9 protein-coding genes are annotated in these 14,647 nt (G+C 67.7%); 1 reads left to right on the top strand and 8 read right to left on the bottom strand.

Annotated elements, in window-relative coordinates:
• From ilvC to AAC067_RS04485, 5 genes are all read right to left on the bottom strand, one after another.
• Positions 1-1,011, bottom strand: a complete 1,011-nt coding sequence (ilvC, locus tag AAC067_RS04505) for a ketol-acid reductoisomerase (RefSeq protein WP_339930000.1) — start codon at positions 1,009-1,011, stop codon at positions 1-3.
• A gap of 1 nt (position 1,012) precedes the next feature.
• Positions 1,013-2,761, bottom strand: coding sequence for a dihydroxy-acid dehydratase (locus tag AAC067_RS04500; protein WP_339929998.1), 1,749 nt, complete (start codon positions 2,759-2,761; stop codon positions 1,013-1,015).
• Positions 2,762-2,860: 99 nt separating this feature from the next.
• Positions 2,861-3,013, bottom strand: a complete 153-nt coding sequence (locus AAC067_RS04495; RefSeq protein ID WP_339929996.1) for a hypothetical protein — start codon at positions 3,011-3,013, stop codon at positions 2,861-2,863.
• Positions 3,014-3,164: 151 nt separating this feature from the next.
• Entirely contained in the window at positions 3,165-3,485 is a 321-nt protein-coding gene (locus AAC067_RS04490; RefSeq protein ID WP_339929994.1) for a hypothetical protein, read from the bottom strand.
• Between the two features lie 73 nt (positions 3,486-3,558).
• The gene (locus AAC067_RS04485) at positions 3,559-4,032 is read right to left on the bottom strand and encodes a hypothetical protein (RefSeq protein ID WP_339929992.1); all 474 of its coding nucleotides are present in this window, start codon (positions 4,030-4,032) and stop codon (positions 3,559-3,561) included.
• A 52-nt stretch (positions 4,033-4,084) separates the two neighbouring features.
• On the opposite strand from AAC067_RS04485, the gene AAC067_RS04480 reads away from it, so the two are divergent.
• Positions 4,085-4,645, top strand: coding sequence for a hypothetical protein (locus tag AAC067_RS04480; RefSeq protein WP_339929990.1), 561 nt, complete (start codon positions 4,085-4,087; stop codon positions 4,643-4,645).
• Between the two features lie 431 nt (positions 4,646-5,076).
• On the opposite strand, the gene gltB is transcribed toward AAC067_RS04480, so the two are convergent.
• The 3 genes from gltB to AAC067_RS04465 all read right to left on the bottom strand — a co-directional run bounded on the left by gltB (position 5,077) and on the right by AAC067_RS04465 (position 14,562).
• Complete coding sequence (gene gltB, locus AAC067_RS04475; RefSeq protein WP_339929988.1) at positions 5,077-9,558, bottom strand: glutamate synthase large subunit; 4,482 nt, start codon at positions 9,556-9,558, stop codon at positions 5,077-5,079.
• Positions 9,555-10,988, bottom strand: coding sequence for an NAD(P)-dependent oxidoreductase (locus tag AAC067_RS04470; RefSeq protein ID WP_339929986.1), 1,434 nt, complete (start codon positions 10,986-10,988; stop codon positions 9,555-9,557). The genes gltB and AAC067_RS04470 overlap by 4 nt, the downstream gene beginning before the upstream one ends.
• Before the next feature lie 211 nt (positions 10,989-11,199).
• Positions 11,200-14,562, bottom strand: a complete 3,363-nt coding sequence (locus AAC067_RS04465) for an amidohydrolase family protein (RefSeq protein ID WP_339929984.1) — start codon at positions 14,560-14,562, stop codon at positions 11,200-11,202.
• Between the last annotated feature and the right edge of the window lie 85 nt (positions 14,563-14,647).

The raw sequence follows: 14,647 nt of genomic DNA, 5'->3' as shown, positions 1-14,647 counted from the left end.
TCAGGCCGCTTCCGCGGCCTTGGGGACGTGCAGCCAGGCCATGCGCTCGCGCAGGCCGGCTCCGACGATCTCGATGGGATGGTCACTGTCGGCCTTGACCAGGGCGTCATAGGTGGTCTTGCCGGCCTCGTTCTCGGCGATCCATTCGCGGGCGAACTGACCCGACTGGATCTCACCCAAAACCTCCCTCATCCGGGCGCGGGTCTCGTCGTTGATCACGCGCGGACCCGAAGCGACCGAACCCCATTTGGCGGTCTCGGAGATGAACTCATTCATCTTGGTGATGCCGCCTTCGTAGAACAGGTCGACGATCAGCTTCAGCTCGTGCAGGCATTCGAAATAGGCGATCTCGGGCTGGTAGCCGGCCTCGACCAGAGTGGTGAACCCGCCCATGACCAGCTCCTTGGCCCCGCCGCACAGCACCGCCTGTTCGCCGAACAGGTCGGTCTCGGTCTCTTCCCTGAAGCTGGTTTCCAGCAGGCCCCCGGTCGCGCCGCCGATGCCTTTCGCATAGCCCATGGCCCGGTCGCGCGCCTTGCCGGTGGCGTCCTGGCCGATGGCGAACAGGGCCGGAACACCACGACCGCGGGCGAACTCACGCCGCACCAGATCCCCCGGGCCCTTGGGGGCGACCAGGATGACGTCCATGTCCTCGCGCGGGGTGACGCGGTCGTACAGGATCGAGAATCCGTGGGCGAACAGGATGGCCGAACCCGGCTTGGCGTTCGGGGCGATGACGTCGCGATAGATGTCGGCCTGGGCCATGTCCGGCGTCAGGATGGCGATGATGTCGGTGCCCTTGACCGCCTCAGCCGGCTCGGCCGTGGCGATGCCGTCGGCGGTGGCGTTCTTCCAGCCCTCGCCGCCGTGCCGAACCCCGGCGACCACGTCGTGACCGCTGTCCTTCAGGTTCTGGGCATGGGCGCGGCCCTGGGAGCCGTAGCCGATGACGGCGATGCGCTGGCCGGCGATGGCTCCGGGGCGGATGTCGGCGTTCGTATAGATCTGCATGTCAGGCGTCCTCATGGGCTTTGCTGTCGACCGGCACCGGGGTGTCCCGGGTCTGGGCCGGCGGCGGATTGGGAATGGTGACGGCCCCCTGGGCGGCCGAGGCGACCGAGGCGGCGTATTTGGCGAAGACGCCGTGTGCCGGGCGGGCACGGTTGGGGGCGAAGCCCGCCCGGCGGACCTCCAGATCGGCGCTGACGTCGATCCGGCGGTTGGTGACGTCAACCGTGATCCGGTCGCCATCGCGCACCAGCGCGATGGGACCGCCGACGGCGGCCTCGGGCGACACATGGCCGACGACGAAGCCGTAGCTGGCTCCGGAGAAGCGACCGTCGGTGATCAGGGCGACGTTGTTGATGCCGCGGCCTTTCAAGGCAGCGGTGACCTGCAGCATTTCGCGCATGCCGGGACCGCCGCGCGGGCCTTCGTAGCGGATGACGATGACATCGCCCTCGCCGACCGACCCGTCCTGGACCGCGTGGAAGGCGTCCTCTTCGGAGTCGAACACGCAGGCGGGGCCCTCGAAGCGATCGACGGCATGGCCGGTTAGCTTGATGACCGCGCCGTCGGGGGCGATGTCGCCATAGATGACGGCATAGGAACCGCGCGGACTGATCGGCGCGGCGACCGTGGCGACCACCTGCTGCTGCGGCGTCTCCTCGGCCTCGGCGGCCTCGGCGAACAGGCTGCGGCCGCTGACGGTCGGGGTGTTGTGGATCTTGCCGGCCGCCGCCAGACGCTGCGTCACCAGACGGGTCCCCCCGGCCGCATACAGATGGCTGGCCAGAAACCGCCCCCCCGGCTTCAGATCACAGATGACCGGCGTGATCTCACACGCCGTGTTGCAGTCCTCGACCCCGAAGGAGACACCGGCCTCGGCGGCAATTGCGGTCAGGTGCAGCACGGCATTGGTCGAACCCCCGCTGGCGGAAACGGCGGCGGCGGCGTTCTGCAGCGAACGACGCGTGATGTATTTGCGCGCATGGTCGCCGGCGAAGACGCGCTCGACCACCAGCCGGCCACAACGCTCGCCCTCGGCCGCCTTGCCGGGATCGACGGCAGGGACGTCGTTCGCGCCCATCGGCGACAGGCCCATGGCCGACAGGGCCATGGCCATGGTGTTGGCGGTGAACTGGCCGCCGCAGGCCCCGGCTCCGGGACAGGCAGCGGTCTCGACCGCCTTCAGACCGGCGTCGTCCAGGGCCCCGGCGGCGTGCGCCCCGATGGCCTCGAACACCTCCTGGATCGAGAACTCGCGCTCGCCGATCCGGCCCGGCAGGATGGTGCCGCCGTAGTAGACCAGACCGGGGATATCCATCCGGGCCAGGGCCATGGCCGCCGCCGGGATGGTCTTGTCGCAGCCGACGATGCAGATGACGCCGTCCAGCTGGTGACCCTCGATCGCCAGCTCGATCGAGTCGGCGATGACCTCGCGACTGATCAGGGAGGCCTTCATCCCCTTGGTGCCCATTGAGATACCGTCGGTGACGACGATGGTGTTGAAATCGACCGGATAGCCGCCCGCAGCGATGATGCCGGCGCGCACATCCACGGCCAGCCGGTCCAGATGCATGTTGCACGGGGTGACCGTCGACCAGGTGTTGACGATGCCGATCATCGGCTTGTCAAAATCGGCGTCGGCCATGCCTGCGGCGCGCAGATAGCTGCGCGCTGCGGCCCGGCTGGGACCGCGCGTGACGGCATGGCTCCGCCAGTCGGGCCGCGTTTGGGTCGGGGTGAAATCTTGCGTCATTGGGGTCGTCGGTTCCGGGAAAATCCGGACCGCACGCACAAAAAACCCCGCTTCCTTTCGGGAGCGGGGGCTGCGAGCGATCCAGAATGTTGTCTGGGGTCAGGTCGCGTTCAGCCACACCGCTCCGGTGAGCAGTACAAGAATAAGGCCGAGGGTAATGGTGTTCAGGGTCAGAACCGCGATGTCAACGCGCGGCAGGGCGATCGCCCGGGGGGCGGTCCTGCGGTCAGCGTTGCGAACAAAGTCGGTCAAGTCACGAGTCCTGTGTGGTGACCCACCTAAACAGACATTGCCGCGCTGCACAACCAGCATTAGATGATTTATGCCGCGCGGAACCCAAACCGCGCCCATTGAGGCATATTCTTTCTCACTCTAACCGACAGCATACCGATGTCCGGATGGATCAGGCGGCGACCCGGGCGGCGACGCGGGCCAGGGTACGGGCGGCGGTCGGCACGACCTCGCCGGTCAGACTGCGGCCGATCCAGAGCTGCAGGTTACGTGCGGCGAGGATGTCGCGGCCATCCGACCGCTCACCGCCCGCGATGCTCTCGGCCAGAACCTCGGCAACAAGGACGGCCTCCTGATCATTGCGCGGGCGATGTCCGAGGATCAGTTGCTCCGCGCGGAAATAGGCATCATCGCCAGTGTCGAACCCGGGGTCGGTTGCATCGGCCAGGTCAAGCCACAGGCGCGAGGCAGATTCAAAGCTCATCGACGGCATGGGGACGCTCCGCGGTCAGCCGGTCTGAGACCGGACCAGGTTGAGGAATTGCAGGGTCGGAAGGTGTCGGGGTTCAGGCAAGAACCCGCGACCGCCAGGCTTCGTAGCGTCTCGCCCACGGAGCCTCGATGGCTCCGGCAGCGAGCGCCAGCAGAAGGCCGTAACTGGTCACATAGCGCAGGGTTACGTTGGCCCACCGCACGATCGAAGAATCGAGCATTGCGGCGAAATGAGAGAGAAACGTCAGCAGGGCGAAGGCCGCCGCGCCGTGAATCCACCAACGCGGATAGCGCAGCGCCAGGAAATAGAGGCCAGCGAACAAGAGTCCGTCGATCAGCACGACGCCCCAGGTTTCCCCGCGCCAGAAGATCTGGTCGACGAGGCCGGTGACCACCCAGTTGAGCAGGACCAGCGGGACCGCAATGCGTTCGGGACGGTCCCCACGCCAGCAGGCCAGTCCAGCAACGATCATGGTCGTCAGCCAAACGTGCGCCTGGGCGGGCGTCTTGATCAGGATGAATGCGTCGAGCAAGGCGTCCAGCGTCATGTGAATGTGGTCGGCTCACGGAACATCTCCGTCAAGCGACCCGGCGGAGCCGTTGAGGAAGAAGCGGCAGATCCGTTTCACCCGGTGGTGGCTTCTCCTCCGGCCCGCCGAAACCGCTAACCCTGTCTATCCGCATGACCCGGGCGTCACGCGCCAGCTTCCGGTGTGCCTGGACGAGCCGGTCCCTGACACCTGTGATGAGCGGCATCGCCGCGGTAACGTCGGCCAGGGCCTCCTGACCGACCACAGCGCTGATGCCGTGTTCAATCCGCCCCCGGGCCATCAACGCGCCCAGATCACACAAGGCGGCGACGGCGAGATCAACGGCGCGCTCCGCCGTTTGAAGACGCTCGGCAAGATCACTTCCGAACTGATTTCGATCCATGGTTCCGGCCTCCCACGCCGGACGAGTCCGGCTATAAATCCAGGTCGGATGATCGGGCGCCTAAAGCAGGCGGTAGCCGAACAGCAGGAGGAAGATCAGGACCACCAGGGCTCCCAGAACAGCGAAGGCCCCGATGATGGCCGACGTGTTTACTCCGCCCGACGGGGGCGGCCGGTAAAAGCCCGGAGGGTGATCCGGAACGACTCCGGCACCGACCGGATCAACTGAACCGGATGCCGCCGGGGTCGCTATCGGGGGCGATACCCATAGGGGATTTTCCCCTAGTTTAACCCGGGCCGCCCGACGGGAGCTGACACCCAGGCGGCGCATCGATTCCGAGATGTGCAGGCTGACGGTCTTGGGCGAAATACCGAGAACCCGCGCGATCTCCTTGTCGGTCATATTCGCCGAAAGGCGCAGGCACTCTTCCTGGCGTGGGGTCAGCAGCAGTGGATGATCGCCAGACAATTCAGGCTCCGTGCACCGGGCCGTGGGCCCTGGCTCCAGATCCGTCGTTCCCGCTCCATACGACATTGCGCCTGCCTCACTGCTACGCGTCCGCGTCGGGGTCGTGCCCGGCGCGATGTTCCCTACCCTACCTTACAGGCATTCTTCCAGTTTGGTTTAATCCCCGGCACCGTGATGATTTGTCAGCGGGATCAGGCGCGTTTCTGCTCGGCCATGGCCTCGGGCTGGCGGGGGGAGATGAGGGAGAACTGCAACATGGAATGGAACCAGTTCTCGAGCAGGCGGCGGGCCAGGGGGGAGCCGGTCGCCTCCGCGTGGGCTTCAACGAGGGAGCGCAGACGAGCCGCAGCCGCGCCGACGACCGGGCCGGCCTCGACTGAGTCACCGTTCAGGCGGGCGTCGATCGCGATGTCGGCGTGCAACACAAAGGCCTCGCCGCCCGACATACCGGCCCCGAAATTCCAGCCGATCGCGCCCAGCACCACCACCGTTCCGCCGGTCATATATTCGCAGCCATGCGCGCCGCAGCCCTCGACCACCGCCGTGACACCCGAGTTGCGCACGGCGAAGCGTTCACCCGCCGCCCCGGCCGCGAACAGGTTGCCCGAGGTGCCACCGTACAGGCAGGTGTTGCCGATCAGGGGCTCGCCCTCGACCCAGGCCGGCGGACGCACGACGATAGTAGCCCCGGACAGGCCCTTGCCGACATAGTCATTGGCTTCGCCGTCCAGCTCTATGCGCAGCCCCTTCATGCCCCAGGCGGCCAGCGACTGGCCCGCTGCCCCGCGCAGATTCAGGGTCAGCAGCCCCTCGGGCAGGCTGTCGCCGAAACGGCGCACGATGTGGGACGACATCCGCGTGCCGATGGCCCGCTGGGTGTTCCGCACCGCATAGGTCAGCTGCATCTTCTCGCGGCGCTCGAGGAACGGGGCGGCGTCGAGAGCGATCCGCGCGTCGAGCGAGTCGGCCACGGCATTGCGCGGGGCCTCGGCCGGACGGCCGTTGCCGGCCTCGCCGACCCGCACCAGCAGGGGATTGAGGTCGAGGTCGTCGAGATGGGCTCCACCGCGCGAAACCTGACGCAGCAGATCAGTGCGGCCGACGGCCTCGTCGAGCGAACGCAGACCGAGGGAGGCGAGAATCTCGCGTGTTTCCTCGGCGATGAAGCTGAACAGATTGACGACCTTCTCGGCCGTGCCGGTGAACAGGGCCCGCAGCCGTTCGTCCTGGACGCAGACCCCGACCGGGCAGGTGTTGGAATGGCACTGGCGCACCATCAGACAGCCTACAGCGACGAGGCTGGCGGTGCCGATGCCGAACTCCTCGGCCCCCAGCAGGGCCCCGATGACCACGTCGCGGCCGGTGCGGATGCCGCCGTCGGTGCGCAGCCGCACATGGCCGCGCAGGCCGTTGAGGCTGAGCACCTGATGGGCCTCGGACAGGCCGGTCTCCCACGGCATGCCGGCGTGTTTGATCGAGCCCAGGGCGGAGGCTCCGGTGCCGCCGTTGTGGCCGGAAATCAGGATGACGTCGGCCTTGGCCTTGGCCACCCCCGCCGCCACGGCACCGATGCCGGACGACGAGACCAGCTTGACCGTTACCCGGGCATCCGGATTGATCTGCTTCAGGTCGTAGATCAGCTGGGCCAGGTCCTCGATCGAATAGACGTCGTGGTGCGGCGGCGGCGAGATCAGGGCCACGCCGGGCGTCGAGTGGCGCATCCGGGCGATGAACTCGGTGACCTTGAAGGCGGGCAGCTGACCGCCCTCACCCGGCTTGGCTCCCTGGGCCACCTTGATCTCGATCTCGCGGCACTGGTTCAGATATTCGGCAGTAACGCCGAACCGGCCCGAGGCGATCTGTTTGACGGCGCTGTTGGGATTGTCGCCGTTCGGACGGGCCTGGTAGCGCTCCGGGTCCTCACCACCCTCGCCGGAGACCGAACGGGCCCCGATGCGGTTCATGGCGATGTTGAGGGTCTCGTGCGCCTCGGGCGACAGGGCCCCCAGCGACATGCCCGGCGTCAGGAAGCGTTTGCGCAGCTCATTGACGCTCTCGACCGCCTCCATCGGGATCGGCGTGGCCTCGCGGAAATCCAGCAGATCACGCAGGGCGGTCGAGGGGATCTCGCGCGTGCGGCGGCTGTAGGATTTGTAGCGCTTGTAGTCGCCACGCGTGGTGGCGTCCTGCAGCCGGTGAATCTGTTCGGCGTCCCAGCCGTGGGTCTCCTCTCCGGCCCGGATGCGATGTGAGCCACCGATGCGCAGCCGTGGGGCCGGCGCGGCAAAGCCCCGGGCCGTCTTGCGCACGGCCTGGGCCTCGATCCCGGCCAGGCCGACACCGGAAATCCGCGAGGTCATGCCGGGGAAGAATTCGGCGGCCAGCGCCCGCGACAAGCCCAGGGCCTCGAACTCATAGGCCCCGCGATAGGCGGAAATGACCGAGATGCCCTTCTTGGCCAGAATCTTCATCAGCCCGGCCTCGGTCGCCGCCTTGTGGTTCAGACAGGCCTCGCGCAGTGACAGGCCGGGATAGCGGCCGGTATCCAGACGTTCGAGGAAGCTTTCCTGCGCCAGCCACGCGTTGACGGCGGTGGCCCCGCAGCCGACCAGAACCGCGAACCCATGGGCGTCGATGGCCTCGGCCGAGCGCACGACGATGGAGGCGACCGCGCGCAGCCCCGCGTCGACCAGTCGCGAATGCACCGCCGCCGTGGCCAGGATCATCGGAATCAACGGCTGTCCCGGACCGGCTGCGGCGTCGGTCAGCACGATCAGGGCGGCCCCACTGCGAACGGCGGCCACAGCCTCGTCGCGAATTCGGTCCAGCGCCGCGCCCAGCGTCTGGCCCGGCGCGGCATCGGTCGCCGGGGCGGTGAAGGTACAGTCGATCTCGGTGGTGGCCCCGGCCCCGACGACATCGAGCATCCGCTCGTACATGCCGGTGGTCAGAACCGGACTGTCCAGCACGAAGACGCGGGTCTGGGTTTCGTCCTGGGCCAGGATGTTGCCGAGGTTCTTGAACCGGGTGCGCAGGCTCATCGCCCCGGTCTCGCGCAGCGGATCGATCGGCGGATTGGTGACCTGGGCAAAGGCCTGGCGGAAATAGTGGCTGAACGGCCGATCGTGGGTCGACAGCACGGCCGGGGGCGTGTCGTCGCCCATCGAGGCCACGGCCTCCTTGCCCAGACCCGCCATCGGGTCGAGCACGGTGTCGATGTCTTCCCGGGTCCAGCCGACGGCGGCCTGGAAGCGGGTCAGGGCCTCGCCGGTCAGACGGCGCGGCTCGTCACCGGGGCCGACCAGCGGATCCAGCTGGACCATGTTCGACAGCCAGTCGCGATACGGCAAGGCCGCCGCCAGCCGGTCGATGGTCTGGGCCTCGTCATAGAATCGGCCCGCCTCGAGATCGATCGAGATCATCCGCCCGGGGCCGATATAGACCCGGCGGGCGATCCGTTCGTCCTCGATACCGGCCATGCCGACCTCTGACCCGCAGATCAGCAGGCCGTCGACGGTCTCGGCTGCGCGCAGCGGGCGCAGGCCGTTGCGGTCCTTGCCGGCCACGACCCAGCGGCCGTCGGTGGCGCAGATGGCGGCGGGTCCGTCCCACGGCTCCATCACCGCATTGCAATAGGCGTAGAGGGCGCGGTGATCGTCGGAGATCACGCCCTCAACCGGAGCCTCGGGCATCAGCAGGGCCTTGACCATCGGGGCCGGTCGTCCGGCGCGCACCAGCACCTCGAAGACATTGTCGAGCGCGGCCGAGTCCGAACCACTGGACTGGATCACCGGCTTGACCGTGGCGTCGTCGGCCCCGAAGGCCTCGGCCGTCATGCCGATCTCATGGCTGCGCATCCAGTTGGCATTGCCGCGCAGGGTGTTGATCTCGCCGTTGTGGGCCAGCATGCGGAACGGCTGGGCCAGTCGCCATTCGGGGAAGGTGTTGGTCGAATAGCGCTGGTGGAACAGGGCGACATTGGCCTCGACCCGGGGGTCGGTCAGGTCGGTATAGAAATCGCCCAGCGCCTCGGCCAGCATCATGCCCTTGTAGATGACCGACCGCGCCGACAGCGAGCAGATGTAGAAGTCGGGCAGGTTGCGGGCCTGGGCGCGCGTTTCGATGCGCCGCCGCAGGATGTAGAGGGCGCGTTCCAGTTCTTCCCCGTCCAGTCCTTCGGGCGGGCTGACCATGATCTGTTCGATCTCGGGCCGGGTCGCGGCGGCGCGTTCGCCCAACACCTCGGCCCGGTGCGGCACCTGACGCCAGCCGTACAGATAGAAGCCGGCCGCCAGCACCTCGCTCTCGACGATGGTGCGGGCACGTTCCTGGGCCCCCAGATCGATGCGCGGCAGGAAGACCATGCCGACGACCAGCGGACCCGGCCGCGGCGTCTGGCCGGCATCGCGCACCTGTTGCTCGAAAAAGGCGCGCGGCAGGCCGATCAGGATCCCCGCTCCGTCGCCCGACTTGCCGTCGGCGTCGACCGCGCCCCGGTGCCAGACAGCCTTCAGCGCCTTCAGCGCCAGTTCGACCACTTCGCGGCGCGGCTGGCCGTCGATGGCGGCGATCAGACCGACCCCGCAGGCGTCGCGCTCGGACGCCGGATCATAGGCCTGGGCGTCGATCAATCGTTGACGCTGGGCCAGATAGTGTTGGGGGTCAAAGGTCATGCCGCAGCCTGCTCCCGGCTGGTCAGCCATGTGTCGATTTCCGCCGCGGCATCCTGACCGTCACGCACGGCCCAGACCACCAGCGACGCGCCGCGTACGATGTCACCCGCGGCGAACACGCCCTCCAGCGTCGTCGCCCCGGTCGCACCCGCAGTCCAGACGGTGCCCCAGTCGGTCACCGCCAGATCGGAGGTGGCGAAACCGGCGGGAATATCCTCGGCGTCGAAGCCGAGGGCCTCGATGACCATGTCGGCGGCCACGTCGAACTCGCCGCCGGGCACGGGTTCGACGCTCCAGCGGCCGTCGGCACCCTGCATGGCCAGAGCCATGCGATTGGCGCGGACACCTGTCACACCATCGGCTTCCCCGAGCACGGCCCGCGGCGCGGCCAGCCATTCGAACACCACCCCCTCCTCCTCGGCATTGGTCACCTCGCGGGCGCTGCCGGGCATGTTGTCGCGGTCGCGGCGATACAGACAGGTGACCGAGGTCGCGCCCTGGCGCACGGCGGTGCGCACACAGTCCATGGCCGTGTCGCCGCCGCCGATGACCACCACCCGTTTGCCTGCAGCGTTGAGCGGACCGTCGTCGAAGGCGGGAACGGCGTCGCCCAATCCCTTGCGGTTGGAAGCGATCAGATAGTCCAGCGCCGCCGTGACCCCACCCGAGCCGCAGCCCGGCACCGACAGGCGTTTGGCCTTGTAGACACCGGTGGCGATCAGCACGGCGTCGTGGGCCGTTCGCAGGTCGGCAAACTCCATATCGACGCCGATCGCGACCCCGAGCCGGAATTCGACTCCGCCCTCGACCAGCCGGTCGATGCGACGCTGCACCACCGGCTTCTCCAGCTTGAAGCCGGGGATGCCGTAGGTCAGCAGGCCACCGGCGCGGTCGTGCCGGTCATAGACGGTGACACCGTAGCCGGCGCTGCGCAGACGGTCGGCGGCTGCCAGACCGGCCGGTCCTGCGCCGACGATGCCGACCGACAGGCCGCGCTCGACAAGCGGCCGCACCGGCGTGACCCAGCCGTTATCGAACGCCAGATCGCCGAGGTATTTCTCGACCGAGCCGATGGTGACGGTTTCCCAACCGGCCTGCTCAAGCGTGCAGGCCCCTTCACACAGCCGGTCCTGCGGACAGATCCGGCCGCAGATCTCGGGCATGGTGCTGGTGGCTTCGGCCAGGGACCAGGCCTCCTCCTCCCGCCCTTCGGCGGCAAGGCGCAGCCAGTCGGGAATGTTGTTCTCCAGCGGACAGCCGGTCTGGCAGAAGGGCACGCCGCACTGGGCGCAGCGGCTGGACTGCCCCTGGGCTGCGGCCGCCTGATAGGCCGCATAGATCTCGCCGAAATCGCCCATGCGCTGCGCGGCCGGCACCTTGGTGGGGCCGGCACGGGGAACCACGACAAATTTCTGGTTGGCGTCGGCCAAAATCAACGTTCCTGCTGCAGTGCAGGAAGAAGTCTAGGCGGACAGCGGCAAAACCACAACGATTGTGCCGATCTTGCGTGCATCAGCAGATTTGGAGCACGATTATTGCTCTATTCTCGCGCACCCACCACGTTGAGTTCGCACACGCAGCAATTGATTGCGGTTGGTAAGGGGGGCGGAAACGCCGCCCGCCGAAGCGGGCGGCGGATTCTCAGTCGGGTCCGTGACCGTGGCTGTCGCTTTCCGACGTGGCGGCCCCGGCACTCCAGGCCTCGCCGTCGGTGCCCTCGAACCAGAAGGGCGCACGCGGCCGCGACCGGCGACCGACCTCGTCCATCCGGGTGTCGTAGACCCGGCCATTGGCCACCGTATAGGCGATGGCCGTGGTGTTGCGCAGGTTGTCGAGCGGGTTGGCGTCCAGCACCACCAGATCGGCCAGCTTGCCGACCTCGATCGAGCCGATGTCACGGTCCATGCCCAAGGCCCTGGCCCCGTTCAGGGTGCCAAAGCGCAGGGCCTCCATCGGGGTCGAGCCGCCCTGTTCCATCATCCACATCTCCCAGTGGGCGGCCAGGCCTTCGCGCTGGCCGTGGGCCCCCAGTTCGACGGTGACTCCCTCGCGCGACAGGCGGGTGGCCTCGCGGGCGATGGCAATGTGGTTCAGCTCTTCTTCCGGCACCTGCACCGGGCGACGGGCGCGAGCGTCCAGTACCCGTCGGGGGACATACTGCTGCAGGCGGGCGTCATCCCAGACCGGCGTGGTCTGGTACCAGTAGTTCTCGCCCCAGTTGCCGCCATAGGCCACGACCAGGGTCGGGGTGTAGGCGACCTCGGTCTGACGCCACAGCTGGTGCACGTCGTCGTAAAGATTGGCCAACGGGATCGAATGCTCGATGGTCGTATGGCCGTCCACGATCATCGACATATTGTGCTGGAACAGCGAGCCGCCCTCGGGGACGACCATCATGCCCAGTTCGCGCGCGGCCGCGATGACCTGCTGGCGCTGGTCGCGCCGGGGCTGGTTGTAGCTCTTGACGCTGACGGCCCCGACCGCCTGCATGCGGCGCAGGTTGGACAGGGCGTCATCGAGACTGTCGATCTGGGCCGTGAAGGCGGTGCGGGCCCCGTACAGGATGGTGCCGGTAGAGAAGATCCGCGGCGCGACGATGCGACCGGCCTTGGCCAGCTCGCTGTGGGCGAAGATCTCGCTCGTGTCGTTGGACGGGTCGTGGATCGTGGTCACCCCGAAGGCCAGCGACGCATAATCGATACGGCTCTGCTGCGGGATGATCTCGTCCGACCCCATCGAGCCGTGCCAGTGGGCGTCAACAATGCCGGGGATAATAGTCTTGCCGGTCATGTCCATGACCACCGCATCGGCGGGCACGGAGACCGAACCGCGCGGTCCGATCGATTCAATGCGGTTGCCGTTGACGACGATCACCCCGTCCTCGATCACCTGCTCACCGTTCATGGTGATCAGCCGCGCCCCGGTCAGGGCCACCCGGCCGGTGGGCCGGTCATAGTCGGCGGTGAAGCTGATGTTGATCCCCGCCTCGGCCGGTTTCGGCAGGGTCTCGGGCGCACCGTCGACGAAGCTGAAGGTCTGCTCCAGGGGTCGCGAGAACAGCTCGGGGCCCATCGACCACTGCAGGCGATCGGAATCGCCAGACCAGTGCAGCCACTCACCGGCGTCGCGGGTCACCCGGGTCTGCGGCAGGGCCTTGCCGTCAGCACTCAGACTGACCGGGCGGCCGGTGGCGACGAAGGGCGCGACATAGGCGTTGAACCGTTCGGTCCAGGCGATCCAGTGCTCGTCCGGCGACAGCACGAACTCGGCCGCGTACTGAGAGGTCAGGTGGGTGCGTTCGTCATGGCCGGTCAGGTCAACCGACTTGAACGCCCGATTCTCGCCCTCGCGGCCGGTGAAGAAGATCCGGTCATTGGAGGCACCGAACCGGGGCGTGGTGCCATCATCGGTGACGAAGGTGGCCTCACCGCCTGCGGCGGGGATCCGGTAGATGCCGGGGTTCTGGCTCCACAGGGCCGTGGTCAGATAGCCGTCGCCGGTGGTGCGATAGGCGATGGTGCGACCGTCCGGCGAGAAGCTGGGCTCCAGGTAGTGGCCGGGCTGGCGGGTGACGACGCGACCGTTGCCGCCCGAGGCCGGCACGACGCGAACGGTGCCCAGATCGCTGTCGCTCCAGGTCGTGTAGACGATCGACCGGCCGTCGCGGGACCAGGACGGATACAGTTCGAAATGGTCGGACTGGCGCGTCAGGCGGCGCGGGGTGCCGGTCGGCAGGTCGCGAATCCACAGATTGCCGAGGGCTTCGTAAACGACCTTGCTGCCGTCCGGTGAAGTAGTGGCCCAACGGATCATCTTCACATCGAACCGGTCGGGCGCGACCTCGACCGGGAAGCGCACGGCGTCCTCGACCCGGCGCGTGTCGGCGACGTGGAAGGGAATTTCGGTGACCGCATGCGAGGCCACGTCGACGCGACGGATCTTGCCACCGGCCCAGAAGACGATGGCGCTGTTATCCGGGGTCCAGCTGATGGCCGGATAGACGCCGTGGATGGCCCAGGTCTCCTGCAGGTCACGGTCGAGCGCATCGTAGATCGGCGTTTCGCGACCGGACTCCAGGTCCTTCACATACAGGACGGACTGGTAGCGAACGCGGCGGATGAAGGCGAGCGAGCGCCCGTCCGGCGACGGCGTCGGCCGGATCGAGCCGCCCGGGCCGGTGACGAACTCGCTGACGTCACCGGTCTCCCGGTCGAGGCGCTGGATCACATAGATCTGGCCATTCGGGTCCTTGCTGTACTCGAAGGTCTGACCCGACGTGGCGTCGTCACTGAAGTACAGATACCGGCCGTCCGGCGAGAAGGCGGGCTCGCCGGTGTCCTTCTGCTGGGTGCGACGCTCGGTCAGCTGCACCCCGCCGCCCCCCGAGCGGTGGTACATCCACATCTCGCCGGCCCCGAGCGAACGGCCCGAGGTGAAATGCTTGCGGCCCACGATGAACTGGCCGTCGGGGGACCAGTCGGGCTGGTTCAACAGGCGGAAATCCTCGTCGCTGACCTGGGTCGGATTCGACCCGTCGCGGTTCATCACCCAGATATTGTCACCCCCGCCCCGGTCGGACGTGAAGGCAATCTGGCGGCCGTCCGGCGAATATTTGGGCTGCATGTCCCAGGCGACGCCACGGGCGATGACCCGGGCCTCACCACCGGCGATCGGCATCACATAGATGTCACCCAGCAGGTCGAAGACGATCTCACGGCCGTCCGGACTGACGTCCAGCGACATCCAGGTGCCTTCGGTCACGTCCAGCGGAATGTCGCGCGACGGTCCGGGCGGAGCCTGCACATCCCATTTGGGCGCAGCCGCGTCGTCTGTTGCGTCCGTGACATCGACGGTCGGCGGCGGCGTATCGTCCATCATCGGTTCGGGAGTCGGTTCGGACGCCGTGTCCGGAGTCGGGACGGGCTGCGGCTGCGGCGGCGTCTGGGCCATGGCCGGCGCGGCGAACATCAGCACCGCCACGGTCGTCAGCAAGGAACGTTTCATCAGCCCACCCCCGGAGCCCCGACAAGCTCGGGTCGCCGATGTCTAGCCCGTCGCGAGCCGGCTTGGCGACCCCGCACACCCCGTT

The organism is uncultured Brevundimonas sp. (assembly GCF_963977465.1).
Taxonomy (GTDB): Bacteria; Pseudomonadota; Alphaproteobacteria; order Caulobacterales; family Caulobacteraceae; genus Brevundimonas.
Note: the sequence above shows the minus strand (reverse complement) of the source record. Positions and strands in the feature narration are given on the sequence as shown.